Here is a 22516-nt window from a genome sequence, read left to right on the forward strand (position 1 = left end):
CTCTGGCGGGTTGCGGCCGATCGTGTTTAGGTGCGTGCTGTGACTCTCTTATTGACACCGGTTCTCACGGGGGTGTGACTGCATGGCCGCAGGAGGTTTCTGCAAGCTGCCGAACGGCACGGTGGTGGTGGCGTTGAACCTGCCACGACCACTCGCCGCGGGCAGCGGCTCGGTACGCGTGCTCGTGCACGCCCAGAACCGCGCCCGCGCCCTGACGCGACTGCGCAACCTGGGCATGCGGGCGGTGTACCTGCGCGGTAACGCGGAGCCCCCGACCCCGGACGAGATCACCGCGGTCCTGCACCATCCGGACGGCCTCATATGGCGCACGGCACCGGGCGCGGACGCGTGTGCTGCTGAGCTCTGGCACCCGATCCGGGCGCTGATGCGGCGTACGGCCACCCCGCAGGGGTTCTAGCCCGAAGAGCGCCCGAGGGGCTACACCACCGGCTTGCCGCTCAGCTCCACGCCCGCCGCGCTCAGCTCCTCCAGGGCCCGCTCGGTGGTCTCCTCGGCCACGCCGGCCGTGAGATCGAGCAGGACCTGTGTACGGAAGCCCTCGCGGGCCGCGTCCAGGGCGGTGGCGCGGACGCAGTGGTCGGTGGCGATGCCCACCACGTCGACCTCGGTGATCTCGCGGGCGCGCAGCCAGTCGCCCAGCGTCACGCCGTTCTCGTCGGCGCCCTCGAAGCCGCTGTACGCCGCCGCGTACGCCCCCTTGTCGAAGACCGCGTCGATCGCGCCGGAGGCGACCACCGGGGCGAAGTTCGGGTGGAAGCCGACGCCCTCGGTGCCCGCCACACAGTGCGCGGGCCACGAGTGGACGTAGTCGGGGTTGTCGGCGAAGTGGCCGCCGGGGGCGATGTGGTGGTCGCGGGTCGCCACGACGTGGCGGTAGCCGGCGGGGGCCTGCCCGATCAGCTCCGTGATCGCGGCGGCGACGTCGGCTCCGCCGGACACGGCGAGGCTGCCGCCTTCGCAGAAGTCGTTCTGCACGTCTACGACGATCAAGGCGCGGCGCATGTCGGTGTCCTTCTGCGAGGCGCTCCGCGGGGAGCGGTTCGTAGTCTGCGGGTGTGTGGGCGCTGATCGCGCCCACGCGGCGGAGCCGCATATGTCACGGTCCCGCGCCCCTGGCGGGGCGCTTCCGTGGAACCGAGCCTAGAGAGTTCGAGGGCATGGCGGGAGGGTTGCAATTGTTGCCGTTGCATTCCCGCTCCTCGTCCGTTCATGCCCGTTCGGGCTCGGGGTGGCCTGAGGTGTGCCCCCGGGTGTTCCTCGGATCCGGTCCCACCTGGCTCATACGTACTCGGTCGGAATGACGGCTTCCCCGCGGGAGAGCTGGGTCGCCGAGAGGGGCAGTTTCGCGCGGGCCGCCGCGTGCCGGTCGCGTACGACGTCCAGGGGCTCGCGGGCGAGGACCTGGCCGCCCTTGACGAGCTCCACGAGGAGCTGACGGTCGCTGAGCTCGGCAGGGACGGCCCCGAGGCCGATCACCTCGGCCTCGGCGACCCCGTACGGGTCGAGCCGTCGCGCGGCCCATTTGCGGCCGCCGATGGACGTCTTGCCGCCCGTCGACTTCTTGGCCACCGGCACCAGCGGAGCCTTCGGGTCCGCGGACTCGGCACGGGCGACGAGCTTGTAGACCATCGAACATGTCGGATGGCCGGATCCCGTCACCAGCTGGGTGCCCACGCCGTACGCGTCCACGGGCGCCGCGGCCAGCGAGGCGATCGCGTACTCGTCCAGGTCCGAGGTCACGATGATCCGGGTGTCCGTGGCGCCCAGCTCGTCCAGCTGCTGGCGCACCCGGTGCGCCACGAGCAGCAGGTCGCCGGAGTCGATGCGGACCGCCCCGAGCTCCGGTCCGGCCACCTCGACGGCCAGCCGGACGGCCTCGGCGACGTCGTACGTGTCGACCAGCAGCGTCGTGCCCCGGCCGAGCGAGTCCACCTGGGCCTGGAAGGCCTCCCGCTCGCTGTCGTGGAGAAGCGTGAAGGCGTGGGCGCTGGTGCCGACGGTCGGGATGCCGTAGCGGAAGCCCGCGGCCAGGTCGGAGGTGGTCGTGAAGCCGCCGACGTACGCCGCCCGGGACGCCGCCACCGCGGCCAGCTCGTGGGTGCGGCGGGCACCCATCTCGATCAGCGGGCGCTCCCCGGCGGCCGAGGCCATCCGGGAGGCGGCGGCCGCGATCGCCGAGTCGTGGTTGAGGATGGAGAGGATCACGGTCTCCAGGAGCACGCACTCCGCGAAGGAGCCCTCCACCCGCAGGATCGGCGACCCGGGGAAGTACACCTCGCCCTCGGGGTAGCCCCAGACGGCGCCGCTGAAGCGGTAGGAGGCCAGCCATTCCAGGGTCGGCTCGTCCACCACGCGGCGCTCGCGCAGGAAGCCGAGCACGTCCGCGTCGAAGCGGAAGTTCTCGATCGCGTCCAGCACCCGTCCGGTCCCCGCCACGACGCCGTAGCGGCGGCCCTCGGGCAGCCGGCGCGTGAAGACCTCGAAGACCGAGCGCCGGTCGGCGGCCCCGCCCTTGAGGGCGGCCTGCAGCATGGTCAGCTCGTAGTGGTCCGTGAAGAGCGCGGTGGAGGGAACATCAACCGGCAGCCCTAGGTCCGCAGTGTTCATGGCAAGAGATGGTACCCCCTATCTCGTCACTCTGACGATTTGTGGGGCTCGTTTGGCCGGGCACCCACCTGTGGTGGCAGCATGGGCCGTGTGACGGCTCCCGCACCCCTAGAGACCGAAAAAACCGAGTCGGCGGAGGAGGTCTTCGCCGTACCCGAGCCCGACGTCCCCTGGGTGACCATCGTCCACAACGACCCGGTCAACCTGATGAGCTACGTGACCTACGTCTTCCAGACGTACTTCGGCTATCCGAAGGACAAGGCCACCAAGCTGATGCTCGACGTCCACCACAAGGGCCGGGCCGTGGTCTCCAGCGGCACGCGTGAGGAGATGGAACGCGACGTACAGGCCATGCATGGCTACGGTCTGTGGGCCACCCTCCAGCACGACCGGAAATAGCACGACCGGAAAGAGGCCGGTGAGACCCGGCCCGACCGGCAGTTGCCCGAAGCCCGCGCAGTACTGGAAGTAGCGACGCACCTGATGCCAGGACACTTCGAACCGCTCCCCGGCGGCGGCGCGGCCGTCGCGCTCGACGAGGTCGAGATCTCCATCATCCGCTCCCTCGCCGTACAGCTCCTGGAGCTCATCGGACCGGGACCGGGCGAGGACGCCTCCGACGACCCGCTCGCCGAGCTGTTCGCGGAGGGCCCGAGCGAACCGCCCTCCGATCCCGTGCTGAAACGGCTCTTCCCTGACGCGTACAGCGGGCCCGACGTCGAGGCCAACTCACCCGAACAGGCCGAGGAGCAGCGCTCGTACTCCGCGGAGTTCCGCCGCTTCACCGAGAACGACCTGCGCGCGGCCAAGCGCGACAACGCGCTCACGGTGATCCGCTCCCTGGACACGCTCTCGGCCGTGGGGGAGGGCGGCGCGGTCCTCAAGCTCTCCGCCGAGGAGTCCGAGCAGTGGCTGCGCGCCCTCAACGACCTGCGCCTGGCCATCGGGTCCCGCCTCGACGTCGTGGACGAGGAGGACACCGACCTCCTCTACCGGCTGCCGGACGAGGACCCGCGCAAGCCGATGGTGATGGCGTATCTGTGGCTGGGCGGGCTCCAGGAGACGTTGGTTGAAACGTTGATGTCCTGACATGTTCCGTTCGCTCAGCGGACGCTCAAATCCGAATAACGATCCCGTCACCGTGACCGCGCCCTATGGGGCGCGGTCTGACCTTTGTCCGGTTCTCCCTGTGGTGTGCGCTACACACGCCTCGGGTGATCAATAGTGCGGCCGTGATAAATCTTCACGACCGCCCGGCGGGACGCCACCCATGTCCCCGTCGGGTGCGCCACCGTCGGCGGATCGCCGACCAGGCACGAGCGGGCCGGGGAGCCTGCTCAGCTCCATCTATCCGGGGGGATCGGGACCCGATCCGGAGCCGACGACGGCTCTGATCGGCATGGAGAAAGGCGCACCAGACATGACCTCGGTGCAGGTCGGCAAGAACGACGACGGGCACGACCGCAAAGGTGTCGTGGGCGGCGGAGCCCCCGAAGAGGGTCACGCCCCCGAAGAGGGCTACGAACGCGGTCTCAACAGCCGTCAGGTCCAGATGATCGCGATCGGCGGCGCCATCGGCGTCGGCCTCTTCCTGGGGGCCGGGGCGAACATCGCCAAGGCGGGCCCCAGTCTCATCCTCATGTACGCCCTCGCGGGCGTCATCATCTTCTTCATCATGCGGGCCCTCGGAGAGCTCCTGCTCTACCGTCCCGTCTCGGGCTCCTTCGCGGAGTACTCCCGCGAGTTCCTCGGCCCGTTCTTCGGCTACTTCACCGGCTGGACGTACTGGCTGATGTGGGTCGTCACCGGCATGGCGGAACTCACCGCCGCCGCGATCTACGTCAACTACTGGTTCCCGCAGATCCCGCAGTGGGTCACGGCCCTGGTCTTCCTGCTGGTCCTCTTCGCGGCCAACCTGATCTCGGTGAAGCTGTTCGGCGAGATCGAGTTCTGGTTCTCGATGGTCAAGGTCACCGCCCTCATCGGCATGATCGTGATCGGCCTCGGCGTACTCACCTTCGGCTTCAGCTCCGCGGGCGACTCGGCGGCCGTCTCCAACCTCTGGGCCTTCGACGGCTTCTTCCCCAAGGGCATCGGCTCGTCCCTGATGACCCTGCAGGGCGTGATGTTCGCGTACCTCGCCGTCGAACTCGTCGGCGTCACCGCGGGCGAGTCCGAGAACCCGGAGAAGACCCTCCCCAAGGCGATCAACACCCTGCCCTGGCGCATCGCCCTCTTCTACGTCGGCGCCCTCACCGTCATCCTCTGCGTCGTGAAGTGGACCGAGTTCGCACCAGGGGTGAGCCCCTTCGTGGAGGCCTTCGCGAAGATCGGCATCCCGGCGGGCGCGGGCATCGTGAACTTCGTCGTCCTGACGGCGGCCCTGTCCTCCTGCAACTCCGGCATGTACTCCACCGGCCGCATGCTGCGCACCCTGGCGGACAACGGCGAGGCCCCCAGGATCTTCAACAGGCTGTCCTCCACCAAGACGCCCGCGCTCGGCATCACCGTCTCCATGCTCTTCATGGGCATCGGCGTGGTCCTGAACTACATCGTCCCGGAGAAGGCCTTCGGCTACGTCATCTCGGTGGCCACCGCGGCCGGCATCTGGACCTGGCTGATGATCCTTGCAAGCCACATCCTGTACCGCCGCGCGGTCGACGCCGGGCGCCTGCCCGCCTCGCCCTTCCCGGCCCCGGGCGGCTCGAAGCTCAGCTGGGTCGCGGTCGTGTTCCTGCTCTTCGTCACCTGCCTCATCGCGTACGACGCCGACTCCCGCGTCTGCCTCTACGTGATGGCGGGCTGGGCGGCGGCACTGGGCATCGGCTGGACGGTACTGAAGTCGCGGAACCCGGAGGTCACCGAGCGCCGCGACCCGGAGTTCGAGAAGATCGGCTGACGGACCTCACGCAGAGCGTGCCGGGCTCGTGGCCCAGCATGTGGGCCTCCCCGTACCACCCCTCGGTACGGGGAGGCCCTTCTGCTTATCCTGACGACCATGCTGACCATTACCCAGGCCCTGTTCGACCAGATCGTCGCGCACGCGCGCCAGGACCACCCCGACGAGGCGTGCGGCGTGGTCGCCGGCCCGGAGGGCACCGGCCGCCCCGAGCGGTTCATCCCGATGCTCAACGCCGCGCGCTCGCCCACGTTCTACGAGTTCGACTCCGGCGACCTCCTCAAGCTCTACCGCGAGCTGGACGACCGCGACGAGGAACCGGTCGTCATCTACCACTCCCACACGGCCACCGAGGCGTACCCGTCCCGCACCGACATCTCGTACGCGAACGAGCCCGGCGCGCACTACGTCCTGGTCTCCACGGCGGACGCCGACGACGCCGGACCCTTCCAGTTCCGGTCCTTCCGGATCCTGGAGGGCGAGGTGACGGAGGAGGAGGTCACGGTCGTGGAGACGTACTGATCCCGTATTTCGGTCAGAATTCATCCAGTATCTGAGATCACATTCCAGAACCCGGACCGGGAATCGATACGATGACCCCATGGTTTCCCACGACGTGAGCGACAAGACCCCGGGCATGCTGCTCGTGGCACGGTTGCACGTCGACCTGTGCAGGCTGCAAAGCGCCATCTGTACGCGCTGAACCCTGCCGCCGTACGGCCGTGAGCCGCGGCGCCTCACGATGCACCAACCCGCTTTCTGCGCTGCCGCGCGCCCACCGACCGACTCACTCCCGACAGGAGCCCACAGCCATGGCCATCGAGGTCCGCATCCCCACCATCCTCCGCACCTACACCGACGGCCAGAAGGCCGTCGAGGGCGGCGGGGAGACCCTCGCCGCCCTCTTCGCCGACCTGGAGACCCGGCACACCGGCATCCAGGCCCGCATCGTGGACGGCGGCGAGCTGCGCCGCTTCGTGAACGTGTACCTGAACGACGAGGACGTGCGCTTCCTCGACGGCATCAACACCAAGCTGACCGACGGCGACAACGTCACGATCCTGCCGGCCGTGGCCGGCGGCATGGTCTGACCGGCACCGGGCTCTGATCGCTGATGCGTTACGACTCCCCGCTGGCCGCGGTGGGCAACACCCCTCTGGTGCGCCTGCCGCGGCTCTCGCCGTCCGCCGACGTCCGCATCTGGGCGAAGCTGGAGGACCGCAACCCGACCGGCTCGGTCAAGGACCGTCCCGCGCTCCACATGATCGAACAGGCGGAGAAGGACGGCCGGTTGACGCCCGGCTGCACGATTCTGGAGCCCACCTCCGGCAACACCGGCATCTCGCTCGCCATGGCGGCGAAGCTCAAGGGCTACCGCATGGTGTGCGTCATGCCCGAGAACACCTCCCAGGAGCGGCGCGAACTGCTCGGCATGTGGGGCGCCGAGATCATCCCGTCCCCGGCGGCGGGGGGCTCGAACACAGCGGTGCGGGTGGCGAAGGAACTGGCCGCCGAGCATCCCGACTGGGTGATGCTCTACCAGTACGGCAACCCCGACAACGCGGGCGCGCACTACGCGACGACCGGGCCGGAGATCCTCGCCGACCTGCCCTCGGTCACACACTTCGTCGCCGGGCTCGGCACCACCGGCACGCTGATGGGCGTGGGCCGCTTCCTCCGCGAGCACAAGCCCGACGTCAAGATCGTCGCGGCCGAGCCGCGGTACGACGACCTCGTGTACGGGCTTCGGAACCTCGACGAGGGGTTCGTGCCCGAGCTGTACGACGCGTCCGTCCTGACCACCCGGTTCTCCGTCGGCTCCGCCGATGCCGTGACGCGTACGCGGGAGCTGTTGCAGCAGGAGGGGATCTTCGCGGGGGTCTCCACGGGGGCGGCGCTGCACGCGGCGATCGGCGTCGGCAACAAGTCCGTGAAGTCGGGCGAGCCCGCCGACATCGTCTTCGTCGTGGCCGACGGCGGCTGGAAGTACCTCTCCACCGGCGTCTACACGGCCGCCACGACGGAAGAGGCCATCCAGACACTGCAGGGCCAGCTCTGGGCGTAGCCGGGTTTCCTCGCCCCCGCCGCCCCTACCCGTCCCGTCCCTGGGGGCTCCGCCCCGAGACCCCCGCTTATCGGCCTGAACGGCCTCGTCCTCAAACGCCGGACGGGCTGGTAGTCAGCCCCTCCGGCGTTTGAGGAGCGGGGGTTCGGGGGCGGAGCCCCCGAAAGGGACGGGAATGGGTAGGGGCGGCGGGGGCGAGAAAAGCCCTAACGGGTCAAGTTGCGGACCTGGTCCCAGATCAGGGGGTCCACCGGGCCCACCCGTCGGCGGAAGTCCCGTACCGGCAACCCCCGCACCTCATCCGTTTCGAGGAAACTGGCCCGCCCCCGCGCATCCCCGACGGACCCGGGAGGGAGCGGAATGACCCCGGCCCGCCGCTCGTCGTGGTTCTTGCTGGTGATCTTGGCGACGACAGCCGTGCGCCCCCGCACGGACAGAACGAGACAGGGCCGGTCCTTCGCCCCGGGCCCGTCCTCGTAGGGAACGTTCGCCCACCAGATCTCGGCAGGCCGCGGACGGGAAGTACGGGAAGTAAGGGAAGAACGCAGGCCCCGCGGCCGCCCCGGAGGGCGGTCCGGCCGCCGACCGGGCGATCGGCCCCGGGAACGGCCCCGCCCGCCGGAAGACCCCCGCCGCCCCCACCCGTCCACCACCGTCGCGACACCCGCCAACAGCACCACGGCCACCAACGCGAGCCACCACGACGTATCCATGGATATGACGGTACCGGCGTGACGGGGCCCACGCCCGGCCACCCCGCTGGCCCCCGAACCGGTGACACCGCAGGTGAGTTCCCCCACAACAGCCCTCGACGGAGGAGCGACAGGACCTTTTGCGCCTTACGCTCGACGGACCGCACGACCCCCGTCTTCACTCCCCGCCAGCGGAGGTTTCTGCTTTATGAAGCTCACCGTCGTCGGCTGCTCGGGGTCGTTCCCGTCCGCGGAATCGGCCTGCTCGAGCTACCTCGTCGAGGCCGACGGCTTCCGGCTGCTTCTCGACATGGGCAACGGTGCCCTTGGCGAGCTGCAGCGCCACTGCGGTCTCTACGACCTTGACGCGATCTTCCTCAGCCATCTGCACGCCGACCACTGCATCGACATGTGCGCGTACTTCGTCGCGCGCTACTACCGCCATGACGGCGGCCGCTGCGATCCGATCCCCGTCTACGGACCGGAGGGCACGGAGCAGCGCCTGACCACCGCGTACGCGGACACTCCCTCCGCCTCCTCCATGAGCGAGGTCTTCGACTTCCACACGGTCAAGCCGGGCTCGTTCGAGATCGGCCCGTTCTCGGTGCACACCGAGAAGGTGAGTCACCCCGTCGAGGCGTACGGCATCCGTGTCGAGCACGGCGGCCGGTCGCTCACGTACTCCGGGGACACCGGCGTCTGCGACACGCTGGACGAACTCGCCCGGGACACAGACCTGTTCCTCTGCGAGGCCGCGTTCACCCACGGCAAGGAGAACATCCCGGATCTCCACCTCAACGGCCGCGAGGCCGGCGAGACCGCGGCCCGCGCCGCGGCCCGCCGCCTGGTCCTGACCCACATCCCGCCGTGGACGGACCCCCAGGCGAACCTGGCGGACGCCCGAGCGGCGTTCGGGGGGCCGGTGGAACTCGCGGCACCGCGGGTCACGTACGAGATCTGACGTCGTCCGTACGCAGCACTGCACGCAGCACTGCGCGGGCTACGCAGCACGAGGCCCCCGGAGCCGATCGGCTCCGGGGGCCTTCGTCATGGCTTACGCCTTGGTCTTCACGCCTTGGTCTTCACGACTTTGGTCCTCATGCCTTGTTCCTTACGCCTTGGTGAGGTCCTCGACCTCTTCCTCGGGCTCTCGGCCCGGCGTCGCGAGGTTGAACCTGATGATCGCGAAGCGGAAGGTCGCGTAGTAGATCGCCGCGAAGACCAGGCCGATCGGGATGATCATCCATGGCTTGGTGGCGAGGTTCCAGTTCAGGAAGTAGTCGATGGCACCGGCGGAGAAACTGAAGCCGTGGTGGACGCCCAGCGCCCAGGTGACCGCCATCGAGATCGCGGTGAGGACCGCGTGGATCACGTACAGGACCGGCGCGATGAACATGAACGCGAACTCGATCGGCTCGGTGATACCCGTGACGAAGGAGGTCAGCGCGAGGGAGACCATCATGCCGCCGACGGCCTTGCGGCGCTCGGGGCGGGCGCAGTGCGTGATCGCCAGGGCGGCGGCCGGGAGCGCGAACATCATGATGGGGAAGAAGCCCGTCATGAACTGACCGGCGGTCGGGTCGCCGTGGAAGAAGCGCGGCAGGTCACCGTGCCAGACGGCACCGGCGGAGTCCGTGTAGGTGCCGATCTCCTGCCAGGCGACGGTGTTCACGAACTGGTGCATGCCGACCGGCAGCAGCGCGCGGTTGATGGCGCCGAAGATGCCCGCGCCGACCGCGCCGAGGCCGGTCATCCACTCGCCGAAGTTGGTGATGACGTCGCCGATGGGCTCCCAGACGAGGCCGAAGAAGACGCCGACGGCGGTGCCGATGAAGGCCATCAGGATCGGCACGAGACGGCGGCCGTTGAAGAAGCCGAGCCAGTCGGGGAGCTTGGTGCGGTGGAAGCGCTGCCAGGTGACGGCGGCTATCAGGCCCATCACGATGCCGCCGAGGACCTTGGGGTCGTTGTAGGTCGCGGCGACGTCCGCGCCCTTCTGGACCTTGGCCTCGGTGATCGGGAACGCGGTGAGGACGTTCTTGTAGACGAGGAAACCGACGAGCGCCGCGAGCGCGGTGGAGCCGTCCGACTTCTTCGCGAAGCCGATGGCGATGCCGACGCAGAACAGCAACGGCAGGTTGGCGAAGACCGCGTCGCCGGCGGTGGCGAACACGGACGCGACCTTGTTCCAGCCGAGCCCGTCGGCGCCGAACACATCGGGCTGGCCGAGACGGAGCAGGATGCCGGCGGCCGGCAGCACGGCAATGGGGAGCTGCAGGCTGCGGCCGACCTTCTGCAGGCCCTGGAGCAGGCCGGATCCCCACTTCTTCGCGGGGGCCGCCGGAGCTGTGGCGGTGGTCATGGTTCCTCCATGTGCAGGGTGCTGCCGGGGACGGGAAGTGAACGGAAGGGAGTTGCACGGGGGATGGACAGCATCCACGTGGTCTACACCACTCAGTGGTGTAGACCTGTTGTAGCACGGTGAAGGTGAGATAAGGAACCCGCAGTTTTTGTGGCCTGGGTCATAGCGGAGCGAGTGCGAGCAAACACGGCAAAGGGCCCTCGGAACAGGGAGTTCCGGGGCCCTTTGTGGCGTTCCTGCTGTGCCGGGTAGCGGGTGGTGCGCTACGCCTTCGTCACGTCCTCGACCTCGTCCTCCGGCTCCCGGCCGGGTGTCGGCAGGTCGAACTTCGTGATCGCGAACCGGAAGACCACGTAGTAGACGACGGCGAAGCACAGGCCGATCGGAATGATCGCCCAGGGTTTCGTGGCCAGATTCCAGTTGATGACGTAGTCGATCAGACCCGCCGAGAAACTGAACCCGTCGTGCACACCCAGACCCCACGTCACCGCCATCGAGGCGCCCGTGAGAATAGCGTGCACCGCGTACAGCGCGGGCGCGATGAACACGAAGGAGTACTCGATCGGTTCCGTGATGCCCGTGACGAACGACGTCAGGGCGATCGACAGCATCAGGCCCCCAACTTCCTTGCGGCGGTGGGGTTTCGCGCAGTGCGCCATCGCCAGACACGCGGCCGGCAGCGCGAACATCATGATGGGGAAGAAGCCGGACGTGAACTGCCCCGCGTTCGGGTCGCCCGCCAGGAACATGTTGATGTCGCCGTGCACGACCGTGCCGTCCGGCTTGGTGTAACTGCCGAACTGGAACCACATGGGCACGTTCAGGAACTGGTGCAGCCCGATCACGAGCAGCGCACGGTTGGCGAGACCGAAGACTCCCGCACCCCACGCTCCCAGACTCACCAGCCAGTCGCTGAAGTCCTCAAGACCCCGGCCGATCGGCGGCCACACCCACAGACACAGCGCCGCGAACGCGATCGCCACGAACGCCATGATGATCGGGACGAGACGGCGGCCGTTGAAGAAGCCGAGCCAGTCCACCAGCCTGGTGCGGTGATAGCGCTGCCAGAAGTAGGCCGCCATCAGCCCGATGATGATGCCGCCGAAGACACCCGGATTCTGGTACGTGAACACCACCACCGAGCCGTCGTCCGCCTGACAGCCGGCAGCCACCACCTTCGCCTGCTGCGCACAGTCCTCGGGGAACTGCCGCAGCACGTTGTAGTAGACGAGGAACCCGGCCACCGCCGCGAGCGCCGTCGAACCGTCGGCCTTCTTCGCCATGCCGATGGCCACACCGACGCAGAACAGCAGAGGCAGGCCGAGCGAGCCGTCCAGCAGTGCGCCGCCCGCGCCCGCCATCACCTTCGAGACGTTCGTCCAGCCGAGACCGTCGTCACCGAACACATCCGGCTGACCCAGGCGGTTGAGGATGCCGGCGGCCGGCAGCACGGCGATGGGCAGTTGGAGGCTGCGGCCCATCTTCTGCAGGCCCTGGAACAGGTTGCTCCAGCGGGCGCGCGCGGGCGCGGCGGCGCTGTCGGCACTCATCTGCGTTCCTCCTGCATCCTCCCGCGCCCCTCCACCGGTCTCCCGCCGCCCTCCCGCACCCCCGGGAACGGGGCCGGGTTTGGCGGCCGTTGAAAACTGGTGTAGACCAGTCGGCGAACGGTTGCGCTGTCGTGTTCGCCATCATTCGGTACGGGTGACGTGACCGCTCGCGAAGATGGGCCAACTGTGGGTTACTGCGACAAAGCGGTTCGGATCAGGGAGTAGGACATGGCCAGCAAGGCTGAGAAGATCGTCGCCGGGCTCGGCGGCATCGAGAACATCGAAGAGGTCGAGGGCTGCATCACCCGCCTCCGCACCGAGGTCATCGACCCGAGCAAGGTCGACGAGGCCGCCCTGAAGGCCGCGGGCGCCCACGGCGTCGTCAAGATGGGCACCGCCATCCAGGTCGTCATCGGCACCGACGCGGACCCGATCGCCGCGGACATCGAAGACATGATGTGAACCCTCCGACTCCGGGCCCCCGCCCGAAGACCTGAGGACTCACTCCTGAGGGGCCGCTTCCGTTACCCGGGGCGGCCCCTCACCCGTATACGACTAGGCTCGACGCCATGTCTCGAATCGACGGCCGCACGCCCGAACAGCTCCGCCCGATCACCATCGAACGCGGCTGGAGCAAGCACGCCGAGGGCTCCGTCCTCATCTCCTTCGGCGACACGAAGGTCTTCTGCACCGCCTCCGTGACCGAGGGCGTCCCGCGCTGGCGCAAGGGCAGCGGCGAGGGCTGGGTCACCGCCGAATACTCCATGCTCCCGCGGGCCACCAACACCCGCGGCGACCGCGAATCCGTCCGCGGCAAGATCGGCGGCCGCACGCACGAGATCAGCCGCCTCATCGGCCGCTCCCTGCGCGCCGTCATCGACTACAAGGCACTCGGCGAGAACACCATCGTCCTCGACTGCGACGTCCTCCAGGCCGACGGCGGCACCCGCACCGCCGCCATCACCGGCGCGTACGTCGCCCTCGCGGACGCCATCTCCTGGGCCCAGGGCAAGAAGATCATCCGCGCCGGCCGCCAGCCCCTCACCGGAACGGTCAGCGCCGTCTCCGTCGGCATCGTCGGCGGCGTCCCCCTCCTCGACCTCTGCTACGAGGAGGACGTCCGCGCCGACACCGACATGAACGTCGTCTGCACCGGCGACGGCCGATTCGTCGAGGTCCAGGGCACCGCCGAGGCCGAACCGTTCGCCCGCGAGGAGCTCAACTCCCTTCTCGACCTGGCCGTTCTGGGCTGCACAGAACTCGCTGTCGCCCAGCGCACGGCGCTTGATACGGTCCTGGAAAGGTAAAGGACACACCAAGACGGCCTCCTGCCACGGGCAACCACGGCACCGGCCGTCGCGTCCCTACGAGTACGGGCGTACGGCACACCGCTGTACGCCCGGCCAGCACCACACGGGGGCCTTGTGGCCTACGCAACGGGGCCCTCGGGCCTGACGCATCGGGAGGACCGTTTCCATGGCCGCGAGTCGCCGCCGAGTACGCCGTACCACTGCCATCGCCGCCGCCGTGGCCGCCGTCGCGCTGACGGCCGGGCTGACCACCGGCTGCGACGCCGTCAACAAGGCCCTGGACTGCGTCCAGACCGCCGACACGATCGCCGACAGCGTCACCGACCTCCAGCAGGCCGTGGAGAACGCCGCGAACGACCCGACGCAGGCCGACGAGGCACTCGACTCCATCGACAAGAACCTCGACACCATCGGCGACAAGACCGACGACACCGACATCAACAAGGCCGTGGACGACCTCCAGAAGGCGGTCACCAACGTCCGCGACTCCATCAAGAACGGCGACGAGACCCCGGACATCAGCCCCGTCACGGACGCGGCCGGCGAACTCACCAAGGTCTGCACGCCGTAGCGGCGGCGGCAGCCGCACGCGGTCGTGGCAACGGCCGTCCCGCTGCGGGTGGGCGGGCGGCCCATCCGCGGGTGGCAGGTGATCAGATCACGGGCACCGGTGGGCGATCGCAGGCATCGCACGAGCGGCACCGCCCGCGTGGCTAGGGTGAGCACCATGACCCGCCTGATCCTCGCCACCCGCAACCCCGGAAAGATCACCGAGCTGAGGGCGATCCTCGCCGCCGCAGGTCTTCACCACGACCTCGTCGGCGCGGACGCCTACCCGGAGATCCCCGACGTCAAGGAAACCGGCGTCACCTTCGCGGAGAACGCCCTCCTCAAGGCACACGCCCTCGCCCAGGCCACCGGCCTCCCGGCCGTCGCCGACGACTCGGGCCTCTGCGTCGACGTCCTCGGCGGTGCCCCCGGCATCTTCTCCGCCCGCTGGTCCGGCACCCACGGCGACGACGAGGCCAACCTCAGGCTCCTTCTCGCCCAACTCGGCGACATCGCCGACGAACACCGCGCCGCCCACTTCGCCTGCGCCGCCGCACTGGCCCTCCCCGACGGAACGGAACGCGTGGTCGAGGGCCAACTGCGGGGTACGTTGCGCCACGAGCCCACCGGCTCCAACGGGTTCGGCTACGACCCGATCCTCCAGCCCGACGGCGACACCCGCACCTGCGCGGAACTCACCCCCGACGAGAAGAACGCGATCAGCCACCGGGGCAAGGCGTTCCGCGGACTCGTACCGGTGGTACGGGAGTTGCTGGGCTGAGCCCCTCCCGGGGCCCCGGCTACTCCACCCCGCCGTACGACCGCATCGCCACCCGTGCGTCCAGGTCGATGCCGTTCACGCCCGTCGGCGCCGGCAACCCCAGCACCTTGTCGAGCACGGGGCCCAGTCGGCCGCAGCCCGAAGTACCCGGCGCCGCAAAGCGGTTGTCGGCCACCCCGAAGGCGACGACCAGCGGATCCGGCGAGACGACCCTCGGCGGATCCGTCTCCATGAGCACCAGGTGGACCGGGGCCGCGTCGGTGCCTATGGAACAACCGCGCGGCACCCCCGGCCCGGATATACGGAACGTCAGATCCAGCTCGCCCCGCCGCTCGTCGTTGGACTCGAAGTCCGAATACCCGCCGTACCGAGGCGTGACCGACAGCGGTGTCCCCCGAACTCGTAGGGGAGTGGCGGCCATCGCCCCGAACACCTGACGGAACTCGCCGTCGACCCTGCCCTCCGCGAAGGTGATCGCCAGGGGCTGGTCGATCGGCACCTCGACGCGACCGAGGGTCAGATGCCCGGTGGCGGTCATCGCCTCGCACCGCCACTCCGCCGGATCCGCGCCTTCGGGAAGCTCGGAGAGGTTCGGGCAGTCCGCGAAGCCACGCTGCCGTGCGTCCACACTGAGGTCGGGGCCGACACCGGCGTCGGCGTGCACGGGACCCACAGTCGCCGCGCCCGTGCCGGCGGCTAGGGCCAGGGCGGACAGTGCCATGACGAGACGTCGGGCGCGAAGCATGAAGGCCTCCAGGTGAATGGCGGACGGGCGGGAGGGTCCCGCGATGTCGATGTCCACGCCTCAAGGATTGCAGCCATTTCTCTGCAATGGAAGGTCTGCAGAGAAAATTCTGCAGACTTCACTCTGCAGAGTAATGGCTGTGTGGCGGTAGGCTGCCCCCATGAGCGATGAAGGCGAGCCCGAGCCCGGGCAGGAGGTCGACGCGGGTGCCGAAGCGGGTGCCGAACCGGGTGGCGAACGACGCACGGTCGGCGACCCGGCGGCCCTCAAGGCCCTCGCACACCCGCTACGCCTGAAGATCCTCCGCCACCTGGCCGTCTCCGGCCCGGCGACTTCCACGACCCTCGCCGCCGCCCTCGGCGAGAACACCGGCACCCTCAGCTACCACCTGCGCCGCCTGGAGCGCGGCGGCTTCATCGAGGACGTACCGGAACGGCCCAACAGCCGCGAGCGCTGGTGGCGGGCGGTGCGCGGACTCGACGTACGCAGGCCCGCGCAGGACGAGATGACCGACGGTGAGCGGGCGGTCGCGGGGGCTCTCGACCGCATGCGGCTGGACGAGGACATCGAGCTGGCCCGCCGCTTCACCGAGGAACAGGCCGAGTCGGACGGCTGGATGCGCGGCTCCCGGGGCCTCAGCCACCTCACCAAGGAAGAGGTGACCGCCTTCCATGACGCCTACCTCGACCTTCTGACCCGCTTCGCCCGGGGCCCGGAGGATGCGCCAGTGGACGCCAAGCCGGTATTGCTGCGGTGGTTTGCGCTGCCGGCTGAGTGAAGGTCCCCGCTTGGTGCTTGCGCGGCGAAGGCCCAGCTCGCGGGGTGTGAGCTGGGCCTTCAGGCTGGTGGGCCCGGTGGGACTCGAACCCACGACATACCGGACCTAAACCGGCATCCTCTAGCCAGCTGGGATACGGGCCCCCGCGGCGCTGCCTACTTTACTGGCCACCGCGGACCGCTGGCGGCCGAGGTGCTACACGGATCGCCTCCGGCCCCCTCGGCACCAGGTGCTGGTGATCGCGTGACAGTTGGGGCACAGCAACTGGAGGTTGTCGGGGCGGTTGTCGCTCCAATCTCCGTTGATGTGGTCCACCTCCAGCGTCATCGGCTTGCCGAGCCACTCCGGTGCGGTGCCGCATCGGGCGCATTGCTCAGGTACGCCAATCTCGTGAAGTGCCCGACGCAGTTGCCCTGTCTTTGTCCGCCGCTCACCGTTGTGCTTGATCAGCAGATCTTCCGCTCGCTTCAAAGGAGTCGGTCCGGGCTTCCCGCGGCGATGCCCCTGGCCCAGGAAATGCGAGGTGTCGATTCCGTATTTCTCGGTCAGCTCCGGGAACAGCGCGCGCAGGCGCGTGTTGTCCGGGCGTTGCAGCAACTGAAGGGTTCCGGCTATAGAAGTCGACTCGGCAACGGCACGCCGCAACTCGCTCTCGGTTGGCAGGCCCTTGGGCCCATGTCGGCCCTTGCGGGAGAAGTGCGTGATGTCGATGCTGAAGTGCTCGAAGCGTTTGTACAGATGGCGTCGGAGATTGATGTAGGGCCGGGTGCCGAAGTAGGCAATGACGTCGTCGATGCTTGAGCACTGTTCGGCAGCCTGAGCCAGCTGCTCGCGCGTGTATCGCGTGCCACCGCTCATGAGGGGGAGCTCCGGTAACGTCCTTTGGCTCGCCCTCGATAAGTATCCGTCGTGGAGTGGCAGTTGGGGCACAGCAGCTGTAGGTTCTCGATTCGATTGTTACGCCAATTGCCGTCGATGTGGTCGACTTCGAGAGGCAGCGGTTCTCCGAGCCAGACTGCCTCGATGCCGCACATGGTGCAGCAGTCCTTGATGCCGTTGCCCAGCATCGCTCGTTTCAGCCGAGCGCTCTGCTCGCGGCGGGAGTGTGTCGGGTCTTGCTCGACGAGCAGTTCCTCAGGTGTACGTTGCCGCCTGCCCCCGCGGGCCTCCGGGGTGAAGTGTGAGGTGTCGATGCCCAACGCTTTGACCCTACGGCTGATGTGCGTGTGGTGTCCGCCGACGACCTCAAGCCCGAGACTGCGCAGGACTTCACACATGTTCGTCGACGCGGAGACTGCTGTTGCAAGGATCTCTCTGGTCCACCGTGCTCCCTCACGCTCGAAGTGCGAGGTGTTCACCCCCAACTTCTTCATGCGCGCCTGCACGTACCGCCGCGTCGAACTCTTCGGATCCACCCCCAACTTCCCCAACGCCTCCGACAACGTCCGCGACGAACTCGCCGCCTCCTCCAGGCGCTCCCTGGTGTACGGGCTGACCGGCATGGTTCCCCTCCGTTCCGGTCGTCTGTTCGCGACCTCGCACGGAGTAACGAACCGTTTATCGGATGGTCACGACCAGAATGCGGAACGGCCCGCGCCGCTTGTCGCGGGCGGGCCGTTCTGATGCCGGTGATGCGCAGGAGCCGGACCTCAGGTCCTCAGATCCCCGGAGCTAGGGGTCTCAGATCCCCAAGTCCTTGATGATCTTCGCCACGTGGCCCGTGGCCCGGACGTTGTAGAGCGCCCGTTCGACCTTGCCCTCCTCGTCCACCACGATCGTGGAGCGGATGACGCCCATGTAGGTCTTGCCGTAGTTCTTCTTTTCGCCGTAGGCGGCGTAGGACTCGGTGACCGTCTTGTCGGGGTCGGCGAGCAGGGTGATCTTCAGGTTTTCCTTGTCGCGGAACTTGGCGAGCTTCTCGGGCTTGTCGGGGGAGACGCCGATGACGTCGTAGCCCGCGCCGGCGAGGAGTTCGAGGTTGTCCGTGAAGTCGCAGGCCTGCTTGGTGCAGCCGGGGGTCAGGGCGGCCGGGTAGAAATAGACGATGACCTTGCGGCCCTTGTGGTCGGCCAGGGAGACCTCGTTGCCGTCGGCGTCGGGCAGGGTGAAGGCGGGGGCGGTGTCGCCGGGCTGGAGTCGCTCGCTCATCTCGTGGGGTCTCCTTGCGGGGTGGTGGATACGCACCCGAGCGTAATGGGGGTGCCGGGCGGTGCGCGGCGTGCGGAGCTGACAGACTGTCGACCAGAGCAAAGGCCGAAGAGAACAGGCCACGGGAAGAAACGACCACGACCACGGAGGCAGCGCGTGTCGGACACGTCGAGCACGCCGGACACCAGGACTCCGGCGCAGATCGAGGCGGACATCGAGCGCCGTCGCGAAACCCTCGCCGAGACGCTCGACGAGATCGGTGTGCGGGTGCATCCGAAGACCATCGTCGGGGACGCCAAGGCCAAGCTGGCGTCCAGCGTCGACCACACGCTCGGACGTGCCTATGTCGGCGTCAACCGCGTCGTCGGCGATGTGAAGGGGCAGTTCGTCACGGAGGAGGGGGCGCCGCGGCTGGAACGTATCGTGCCCGTCGCCCTCGTCGTGGTCGGAGTCGTCGGACTGCTCACCCTGAGCACCAGGCGCCGCAGGGGGTGACCCGCCGTCACCCCCTGCCGCACGCGCACCAGTACCCGCATCCGCACCCGCGCCCGTACGCCGGGCACTGAGCCGGTCCGGCCGACCGCACCCCACGTACGTACGAACCGTGTGAAGGCAGGTAGGTTCGAGACGTGAGCGAGAAGAACCATCACGACAAGTTGCCCATCCGGATGCTCCACGACCGTGTGCTCGTGCGGCAGGACACCGCCGAGGGCGAGCGCCGGTCCGGCGGCGGCATCCTGATCCCCGCGACGGCGGCCGTGGGCCGGCGGCTCGCCTGGGCCGAGGTCGTCGCGGTCGGGCAGAACGTGCGGACCGTGGAGCCGGGCGACCGCGTCCTGTACGACCCGGAGGACCTTGCCGAGGTCGAGGTGCGCGGCACCGCGTACGTGCTGATGCGCGAGCGGGACCTGCACGCCGTGGCGGCGGACCGGTTCGAGGGCTCCGAGGACTCGACCGGCCTGTACCTCTGAAGCACCTGTACCTCTGAAACAGAGGTCGAAAGAGACAGAAGGGGCTGGTGACCATCGTCACCAGCCCCTTCTGCTTGCCTTTGCTACCTTGGAAGGACCCCGACGAGACGCGCCGTACCGGGACTCGCAAAGACGACGCACCCCTGTTGATCAACCCCTGTTGATCCGTTCACGGAGGTGCCTCATGGCCTGGGTCCTGCTCGTCGTCGCCGGTCTGCTCGAAGTCGGCTGGTCGATCGGTATGAAGTACACCGACGGATTCACGCGGCTCGTGCCGAGCGTTCTCACCGGTGCGGGCATCGTCGCCAGCATGTTCCTGCTGTCGTACGCGGCGAAGACGCTGCCCATCGGTACCGCCTACGGCGTCTGGGTCGGCATCGGCGCGGCCGGGGCGGCGGTGTTCGGCATGGCGGTGCTCGGTGAACCTGCGACCGCCGCCCGTATTTTCTTCGTCTGTCTGCTGCTGGTTGCCGTGGTGGGGCTGAAGGCGACCTCCGGCCACTAGAGCCGGAAGCCGCCCCCGGAAGGCCCGACGGTCACGGGGGCCAGGGCCGTTACGGGAAACCACCCAACGTCGTCCCCGTGCCCCCGTCCTCGCCCCCGCCGTCCGTCGTTCCGCCGTCGGTCGTCGTTCCGCCGTCGCCGGTGGTGCCGCCTGCCCCGTCGGTGCCACCCGTGGGGAAGCCGGTGCCGCCGCCCGTCGCCGCGCCCCCGTCGGTCGTTCCGCCGTCGCCCGTGGTGCCGCCGTCGGTCGTCGTCCCGCCGTCGCCGGTGGTGCCCCCGTCCGTGGTGGTGCCGCCGTTGGTCTGACCCTCGGTCGCGGGGGTCTCCTCGCCGCCGGTGGTCGTGCCGCCGTTGTCCTGCCCGGCGTCCGTGCCCGGCTGGTCCTCGTCGGGGTCGGCCGGCGGCAGTTGCTGCTCCTCCGCGCCGTCCTGGAGCCGCAGGTCGAACTCCTGGGCGGAGGTGCCCTTCAGGGCGGCCTTCGTGTACTGGGCCCAGATCTGCGCCGGGTAGCCGCCGCCGTTGATGCGGGGCTGCCCGAGCGCCCCGTACAGCGGCTTGTGCGCGCCCGTGTCGGGGTCCTGGCCCATGATGGCGACGACCGTGGCGAGGTTCGGGGTGTAGCCCGCGAACCAGGCCGCCTGGTCCTCCTCCGCGGTGCCGGTCTTGCCTGCCGCGGGCCGTCCGGCGGCCTGCGCGGCCGTGCCGGTGCCGCCGTCGACGACGCTCTGCAGGACCGAGGTCGTGGTGTCGGCGGCCTCGCGGCTCACCGCCTGCCAGGTCTTCCGCTCGGGCAGGTCCACCACGTCAGCGCCGTCCTTGGTGATCTTCTCGATCATCGTGTACGTGCCGCGCTTGCCGTGGTTGGCGAGGGTCGCGTACGCCTCCGCCATGTCGAGGACGCTGGCCGTGGCCGGGCCGAGCGCGATCGACGGGGACGCCGTCAGGTCGGGGGTGTCGGACGGGATGCCGAGGGCGACGGCCGTCTTCTCGACCTTCTCCGGATCGACGTCCACGGCCATCTGGGCGTACACGGAGTTCACGGACTTGTCCGTGGCGGTACGGACCGAGATCTGCCCGTACGAGACCTGGTCCTCGTTCTCCGGGGCGTACGTGCCGCCCTCCCAGCCCTGTACGGGGCGTTTGTTGGTGCCGTCGTAGACGGTGTTCGGGGTGATCGTGCGGCCGTCCTGGGTGGTCGAGTCGTTCTGCACGGCCGCGGTGAACACGAACGGCTTGAAGGTGGAGCCGACCTGGTAGTCCCGGCGGGTCGCGTTGTTGTAGTACTGCTTCGTGTAGTCGATGCCGCCGTACATCGCGAGGACCCTGCCGGTCTTCGGGTCGATGGAGGCGCCGCCCGCGCGGACGTAGTTGTCGACCTTGCGGTTCTTCTTGTCGAGCTTCTCCATCACCTGGTCGTTCACGGCCTTCACGAAGGCGTCCTGCTTGGGCTTCTGCAGGGTGGTCGTGATGCGGTAGCCGCCGGCGTTCAGCTCGTCCTCGTCGAGGATCTTGTTGTCGGTCAGGTAGTCGTTCACGGCCTTCACGATGTAGCCGCGCTGTCCGGACATGCCGGCCGCGATCACCGTCTGCTTCGGCTCGGGGAACTTGACGCCCGAGCGCTCCGACGCGGTGATCCACTTCTTCTTGACCATGCCGTCGAGGACGTAGTTCCAGCGGGCCAGCGCCGCGGGCTTGTTCTCTGGGTGGGCGACGACGTCGAACTCGCTCGGCGCGTTGAGCAGCGAGGCCAGGTAGGCGCCCTGGCCGACCGTCAGGTCCTTGGCGTCGACGCCGTAGTAGGCCTGGGCGGCGGCCTGGATGCCGTAGGCGTTGCGGCCGAAGTAGCTGGTGTTGAGGTAGCCCTCCAGGATGTCGTCCTTGCTCTTCTCGCGGTCCAGCTTGATCGCGATGAAGAACTCCTTCGCCTTCCGGGTGACCGTCTGCTCCTGGGCCAGGTAGTAGTTCTTCACGTACTGCTGGGTGATCGTCGAGCCGGACTGCTTGCCCTTGCCTGTCGCGGTGTTCCAGCCGGCGCGGATCATCGCCTTGGGGTCGACCGCGGACTCGCTGTAGAAGTCGCGGTCCTCGGCGGCCAGCACCGCGTGCTGGGCGTCCTTGGAGATCAGCGCCAGGGTCACGTTCTCCCGGTTGACCTCGCCGTCACGGGCGAGCTGGCTGCCGTCCGCGTACAGATAGACGTTGCTCTGCTTCATCGCCGCGGAGTTCGCGGCTGGGATCTTCACCAGGTAGTAGCCGAGTGCGAACGCGCCGATGAGCAGCAGGAGCCCGGTGAGGACCGTGCCGAGCACCATCCGCCAGGTCGGGATCAGTCGTCGCCATCCGGTGCGTTTCGGTCGCTTGGGCTTCTTGCCGGGTGTCTCGGGTGCCGCCGCGGTGGCGGGTCCCGGTTCCCTCGGTGCCCAGCCCTCGCTCGGCTGCTGCGGCTGCGGCTGGTCGTTCATGTTGTGCCGGACTCCCGTTTCGCGTCATACGTCTCGTACGCCCTCGTACGCCTTGTGCGCCCCTCCTTGAAG

The 22516-nt window shown here is 68.6% G+C and carries 27 protein-coding genes, 1 tRNA gene and 1 riboswitch; of the genes, 17 read left to right on the top strand and 11 right to left on the bottom strand.

The features are described 5' to 3' along the window. Positions 1 to 82: 82 nt before the first annotated feature. On the top strand, positions 83 to 418 hold the full coding sequence (locus tag ACZ5VQ_RS28275; protein WP_143632637.1) for a hypothetical protein: 336 nt from the start codon (positions 83 to 85) through the stop codon (positions 416 to 418). Between the two features lie 20 nt (positions 419 to 438). On the opposite strand, the gene ACZ5VQ_RS28280 is transcribed toward ACZ5VQ_RS28275, so the two are convergent. Further along, positions 439 to 1023, bottom strand: coding sequence for a nicotinamidase (locus tag ACZ5VQ_RS28280; RefSeq protein ID WP_055617031.1), 585 nt, complete (start codon positions 1021 to 1023; stop codon positions 439 to 441). Positions 1024 to 1299: 276 nt separating this feature from the next. Continuing rightward, entirely contained in the window at positions 1300 to 2628 is a 1329-nt protein-coding gene (locus ACZ5VQ_RS28285) for a nicotinate phosphoribosyltransferase (protein ID WP_469107335.1), read from the bottom strand. A gap of 81 nt (positions 2629 to 2709) precedes the next feature. On the opposite strand from ACZ5VQ_RS28285, the gene clpS reads away from it, so the two are divergent. The 7 genes from clpS to ACZ5VQ_RS28320 all read left to right on the top strand — a co-directional run bounded on the left by clpS (position 2710) and on the right by ACZ5VQ_RS28320 (position 7592). Further along, entirely contained in the window at positions 2710 to 3027 is a 318-nt protein-coding gene (gene clpS, locus ACZ5VQ_RS28290) for an ATP-dependent Clp protease adapter ClpS (RefSeq protein WP_189843437.1), read from the top strand. 84 nt (positions 3028 to 3111) lie between these two features. Beyond that, positions 3112 to 3717 carry a DUF2017 domain-containing protein gene (locus tag ACZ5VQ_RS28295; protein ID WP_469107336.1) on the top strand — a complete coding sequence of 202 codons (606 nt, stop codon included), beginning with the start codon at positions 3112 to 3114 and terminating at the stop codon, positions 3715 to 3717. 331 nt (positions 3718 to 4048) lie between these two features. Further along, entirely contained in the window at positions 4049 to 5527 is a 1479-nt protein-coding gene (locus tag ACZ5VQ_RS28300; RefSeq protein ID WP_469107337.1) for an amino acid permease, read from the top strand. Between the two features lie 99 nt (positions 5528 to 5626). Then, entirely contained in the window at positions 5627 to 6049 is a 423-nt protein-coding gene (locus ACZ5VQ_RS28305) for a M67 family metallopeptidase (RefSeq protein ID WP_359728781.1), read from the top strand. 79 nt (positions 6050 to 6128) lie between these two features. Then, positions 6129 to 6230: a putative leader peptide gene (locus ACZ5VQ_RS28310; protein ID WP_313904860.1), complete on the top strand. Its 102-nt coding sequence runs from the start codon at positions 6129 to 6131 to the stop codon at positions 6228 to 6230. A 109-nt stretch (positions 6231 to 6339) separates the two neighbouring features. Continuing rightward, positions 6340 to 6618, top strand: coding sequence for a MoaD/ThiS family protein (locus ACZ5VQ_RS28315; protein WP_189843435.1), 279 nt, complete (start codon positions 6340 to 6342; stop codon positions 6616 to 6618). Between the two features lie 23 nt (positions 6619 to 6641). Next, the gene (locus ACZ5VQ_RS28320; RefSeq protein WP_469107338.1) at positions 6642 to 7592 is read left to right on the top strand and encodes a PLP-dependent cysteine synthase family protein; all 951 of its coding nucleotides are present in this window, start codon (positions 6642 to 6644) and stop codon (positions 7590 to 7592) included. Between the two features lie 206 nt (positions 7593 to 7798). Here ACZ5VQ_RS28320 and ACZ5VQ_RS28325 read toward each other — a convergent pair whose 3' ends face one another. Then, positions 7799 to 8305, bottom strand: a complete 507-nt coding sequence (locus ACZ5VQ_RS28325) for a type II toxin-antitoxin system PemK/MazF family toxin (RefSeq protein WP_469107339.1) — start codon at positions 8303 to 8305, stop codon at positions 7799 to 7801. Positions 8306 to 8492: 187 nt separating this feature from the next. Between ACZ5VQ_RS28325 and ACZ5VQ_RS28330 the strand changes: the two genes are divergently transcribed. Continuing rightward, positions 8493 to 9245 (top strand): MBL fold metallo-hydrolase, encoded by a 753-nt coding sequence (locus tag ACZ5VQ_RS28330; protein WP_362077199.1) that lies wholly within the window; start codon positions 8493 to 8495, stop codon positions 9243 to 9245. A gap of 150 nt (positions 9246 to 9395) precedes the next feature. Here ACZ5VQ_RS28330 and ACZ5VQ_RS28335 read toward each other — a convergent pair whose 3' ends face one another. After that, positions 9396 to 10646, bottom strand: a complete 1251-nt coding sequence (locus ACZ5VQ_RS28335) for a PTS transporter subunit EIIC (protein WP_362077202.1) — start codon at positions 10644 to 10646, stop codon at positions 9396 to 9398. A 263-nt stretch (positions 10647 to 10909) separates the two neighbouring features. Next, the gene (locus tag ACZ5VQ_RS28340) at positions 10910 to 12196 is read right to left on the bottom strand and encodes a PTS transporter subunit EIIC (RefSeq protein ID WP_469107340.1); all 1287 of its coding nucleotides are present in this window, start codon (positions 12194 to 12196) and stop codon (positions 10910 to 10912) included. A gap of 228 nt (positions 12197 to 12424) precedes the next feature. On the opposite strand from ACZ5VQ_RS28340, the gene ACZ5VQ_RS28345 reads away from it, so the two are divergent. From ACZ5VQ_RS28345 to rdgB, 4 genes are all read left to right on the top strand, one after another. Beyond that, complete coding sequence (locus ACZ5VQ_RS28345; RefSeq protein ID WP_018517946.1) at positions 12425 to 12658, top strand: PTS sugar transporter subunit IIB; 234 nt, start codon at positions 12425 to 12427, stop codon at positions 12656 to 12658. A 107-nt stretch (positions 12659 to 12765) separates the two neighbouring features. Further along, on the top strand, positions 12766 to 13503 hold the full coding sequence (gene rph, locus ACZ5VQ_RS28350) for a ribonuclease PH (protein WP_200397913.1): 738 nt from the start codon (positions 12766 to 12768) through the stop codon (positions 13501 to 13503). Between the two features lie 169 nt (positions 13504 to 13672). After that, positions 13673 to 14077, top strand: coding sequence for a hypothetical protein (locus tag ACZ5VQ_RS28355; protein WP_055611835.1), 405 nt, complete (start codon positions 13673 to 13675; stop codon positions 14075 to 14077). 156 nt (positions 14078 to 14233) lie between these two features. Next, entirely contained in the window at positions 14234 to 14836 is a 603-nt protein-coding gene (rdgB, locus tag ACZ5VQ_RS28360; protein WP_469107341.1) for an RdgB/HAM1 family non-canonical purine NTP pyrophosphatase, read from the top strand. A 19-nt stretch (positions 14837 to 14855) separates the two neighbouring features. Here rdgB and ACZ5VQ_RS28365 read toward each other — a convergent pair whose 3' ends face one another. Continuing rightward, a complete protein-coding gene (locus ACZ5VQ_RS28365; protein WP_469107342.1) occupies positions 14856 to 15638 on the bottom strand; it encodes a hypothetical protein in 783 nt (260 codons plus the stop codon). Between the two features lie 103 nt (positions 15639 to 15741). On the opposite strand from ACZ5VQ_RS28365, the gene ACZ5VQ_RS28370 reads away from it, so the two are divergent. After that, complete coding sequence (locus ACZ5VQ_RS28370) at positions 15742 to 16359, top strand: ArsR/SmtB family transcription factor (protein ID WP_469107343.1); 618 nt, start codon at positions 15742 to 15744, stop codon at positions 16357 to 16359. Between the two features lie 65 nt (positions 16360 to 16424). On the opposite strand, the gene ACZ5VQ_RS28375 is transcribed toward ACZ5VQ_RS28370, so the two are convergent. The 4 genes from ACZ5VQ_RS28375 to bcp all read right to left on the bottom strand — a co-directional run bounded on the left by ACZ5VQ_RS28375 (position 16425) and on the right by bcp (position 18507). Further along, a tRNA-Leu gene (locus ACZ5VQ_RS28375) sits at positions 16425 to 16502 on the bottom strand. Between the two features lie 52 nt (positions 16503 to 16554). Further along, positions 16555 to 17217 carry an HNH endonuclease signature motif containing protein gene (locus ACZ5VQ_RS28380; RefSeq protein ID WP_307523958.1) on the bottom strand — a complete coding sequence of 221 codons (663 nt, stop codon included), beginning with the start codon at positions 17215 to 17217 and terminating at the stop codon, positions 16555 to 16557. After that, on the bottom strand, positions 17214 to 17861 hold the full coding sequence (locus ACZ5VQ_RS28385; RefSeq protein WP_307523959.1) for an HNH endonuclease signature motif containing protein: 648 nt from the start codon (positions 17859 to 17861) through the stop codon (positions 17214 to 17216). Before ACZ5VQ_RS28385 ends, ACZ5VQ_RS28380 begins: the two co-directional genes overlap by 4 nt. 178 nt (positions 17862 to 18039) lie before the next feature. Then, positions 18040 to 18507, bottom strand: coding sequence for a thioredoxin-dependent thiol peroxidase (bcp, locus tag ACZ5VQ_RS28390; protein WP_306939792.1), 468 nt, complete (start codon positions 18505 to 18507; stop codon positions 18040 to 18042). 156 nt (positions 18508 to 18663) lie between these two features. Here bcp and ACZ5VQ_RS28395 point away from each other — a divergent pair, with 156 nt between their 5' ends. The 3 genes from ACZ5VQ_RS28395 (at position 18664) to sugE (ending at position 19983) form a co-directional block, all read left to right on the top strand. Continuing rightward, positions 18664 to 19002, top strand: coding sequence for a DUF3618 domain-containing protein (locus tag ACZ5VQ_RS28395; RefSeq protein WP_469107344.1), 339 nt, complete (start codon positions 18664 to 18666; stop codon positions 19000 to 19002). A gap of 173 nt (positions 19003 to 19175) precedes the next feature. Continuing rightward, positions 19176 to 19478, top strand: a complete 303-nt coding sequence (locus ACZ5VQ_RS28400) for a GroES family chaperonin (protein WP_055611843.1) — start codon at positions 19176 to 19178, stop codon at positions 19476 to 19478. Between the two features lie 72 nt (positions 19479 to 19550). Continuing rightward, positions 19551 to 19620, top strand: a riboswitch (guanidine-III (ykkC-III) riboswitch). Positions 19621 to 19662: 42 nt separating this feature from the next. Next, complete coding sequence (gene sugE / locus ACZ5VQ_RS28405) at positions 19663 to 19983, top strand: quaternary ammonium compound efflux SMR transporter SugE (protein ID WP_143632603.1); 321 nt, start codon at positions 19663 to 19665, stop codon at positions 19981 to 19983. 49 nt (positions 19984 to 20032) lie between these two features. Here sugE and ACZ5VQ_RS28410 read toward each other — a convergent pair whose 3' ends face one another. Next, positions 20033 to 22444, bottom strand: coding sequence for a transglycosylase domain-containing protein (locus ACZ5VQ_RS28410; RefSeq protein WP_469107345.1), 2412 nt, complete (start codon positions 22442 to 22444; stop codon positions 20033 to 20035). Positions 22445 to 22516: the final 72 nt, after the last annotated feature.

The sequence above is a fragment of the Streptomyces sp. NPDC033178 genome (assembly GCF_055577685.1).

Bases quoted from the DNA above. Each gene is read 5' to 3' on its own strand.
- ACZ5VQ_RS28275 (WP_143632637.1), top strand. From the start codon at position 83: ATGGCCGCAGGAGGTTTCTGCAAGCTGCCGAACGGCACGGTGGTGGTG.
- ACZ5VQ_RS28280 (WP_055617031.1), bottom strand. From the start codon at position 1,023: ATGCGCCGCGCCTTGATCGTCGTAGACGTGCAGAACGACTTCTGCGAA.
- ACZ5VQ_RS28285 (WP_469107335.1), bottom strand. From the start codon at position 2,628: ATGAACACTGCGGACCTAGGGCTGCCGGTTGATGTTCCCTCCACCGCG.
- clpS (WP_189843437.1), top strand. From the start codon at position 2,710: ATGGGCCGTGTGACGGCTCCCGCACCCCTAGAGACCGAAAAAACCGAG.
- ACZ5VQ_RS28295 (WP_469107336.1), top strand. From the start codon at position 3,112: ATGCCAGGACACTTCGAACCGCTCCCCGGCGGCGGCGCGGCCGTCGCG.
- ACZ5VQ_RS28300 (WP_469107337.1), top strand. From the start codon at position 4,049: ATGACCTCGGTGCAGGTCGGCAAGAACGACGACGGGCACGACCGCAAA.
- ACZ5VQ_RS28305 (WP_359728781.1), top strand. From the start codon at position 5,627: ATGCTGACCATTACCCAGGCCCTGTTCGACCAGATCGTCGCGCACGCG.
- ACZ5VQ_RS28310 (WP_313904860.1), top strand. From the start codon at position 6,129: ATGGTTTCCCACGACGTGAGCGACAAGACCCCGGGCATGCTGCTCGTG.
- ACZ5VQ_RS28315 (WP_189843435.1), top strand. From the start codon at position 6,340: ATGGCCATCGAGGTCCGCATCCCCACCATCCTCCGCACCTACACCGAC.
- ACZ5VQ_RS28320 (WP_469107338.1), top strand. From the start codon at position 6,642: ATGCGTTACGACTCCCCGCTGGCCGCGGTGGGCAACACCCCTCTGGTG.
- ACZ5VQ_RS28325 (WP_469107339.1), bottom strand. From the start codon at position 8,305: ATGGATACGTCGTGGTGGCTCGCGTTGGTGGCCGTGGTGCTGTTGGCG.
- ACZ5VQ_RS28330 (WP_362077199.1), top strand. From the start codon at position 8,493: ATGAAGCTCACCGTCGTCGGCTGCTCGGGGTCGTTCCCGTCCGCGGAA.
- ACZ5VQ_RS28335 (WP_362077202.1), bottom strand. From the start codon at position 10,646: ATGACCACCGCCACAGCTCCGGCGGCCCCCGCGAAGAAGTGGGGATCC.
- ACZ5VQ_RS28340 (WP_469107340.1), bottom strand. From the start codon at position 12,196: ATGAGTGCCGACAGCGCCGCCGCGCCCGCGCGCGCCCGCTGGAGCAAC.
- ACZ5VQ_RS28345 (WP_018517946.1), top strand. From the start codon at position 12,425: ATGGCCAGCAAGGCTGAGAAGATCGTCGCCGGGCTCGGCGGCATCGAG.
- rph (WP_200397913.1), top strand. From the start codon at position 12,766: ATGTCTCGAATCGACGGCCGCACGCCCGAACAGCTCCGCCCGATCACC.
- ACZ5VQ_RS28355 (WP_055611835.1), top strand. From the start codon at position 13,673: ATGGCCGCGAGTCGCCGCCGAGTACGCCGTACCACTGCCATCGCCGCC.
- rdgB (WP_469107341.1), top strand. From the start codon at position 14,234: ATGACCCGCCTGATCCTCGCCACCCGCAACCCCGGAAAGATCACCGAG.
- ACZ5VQ_RS28370 (WP_469107343.1), top strand. From the start codon at position 15,742: ATGAGCGATGAAGGCGAGCCCGAGCCCGGGCAGGAGGTCGACGCGGGT.
- ACZ5VQ_RS28380 (WP_307523958.1), bottom strand. From the start codon at position 17,217: ATGAGCGGTGGCACGCGATACACGCGCGAGCAGCTGGCTCAGGCTGCC.
- ACZ5VQ_RS28385 (WP_307523959.1), bottom strand. From the start codon at position 17,861: ATGCCGGTCAGCCCGTACACCAGGGAGCGCCTGGAGGAGGCGGCGAGT.
- bcp (WP_306939792.1), bottom strand. From the start codon at position 18,507: ATGAGCGAGCGACTCCAGCCCGGCGACACCGCCCCCGCCTTCACCCTG.
- ACZ5VQ_RS28400 (WP_055611843.1), top strand. From the start codon at position 19,176: ATGCTCCACGACCGTGTGCTCGTGCGGCAGGACACCGCCGAGGGCGAG.
- sugE (WP_143632603.1), top strand. From the start codon at position 19,663: ATGGCCTGGGTCCTGCTCGTCGTCGCCGGTCTGCTCGAAGTCGGCTGG.
- ACZ5VQ_RS28410 (WP_469107345.1), bottom strand. From the start codon at position 22,444: ATGAACGACCAGCCGCAGCCGCAGCAGCCGAGCGAGGGCTGGGCACCG.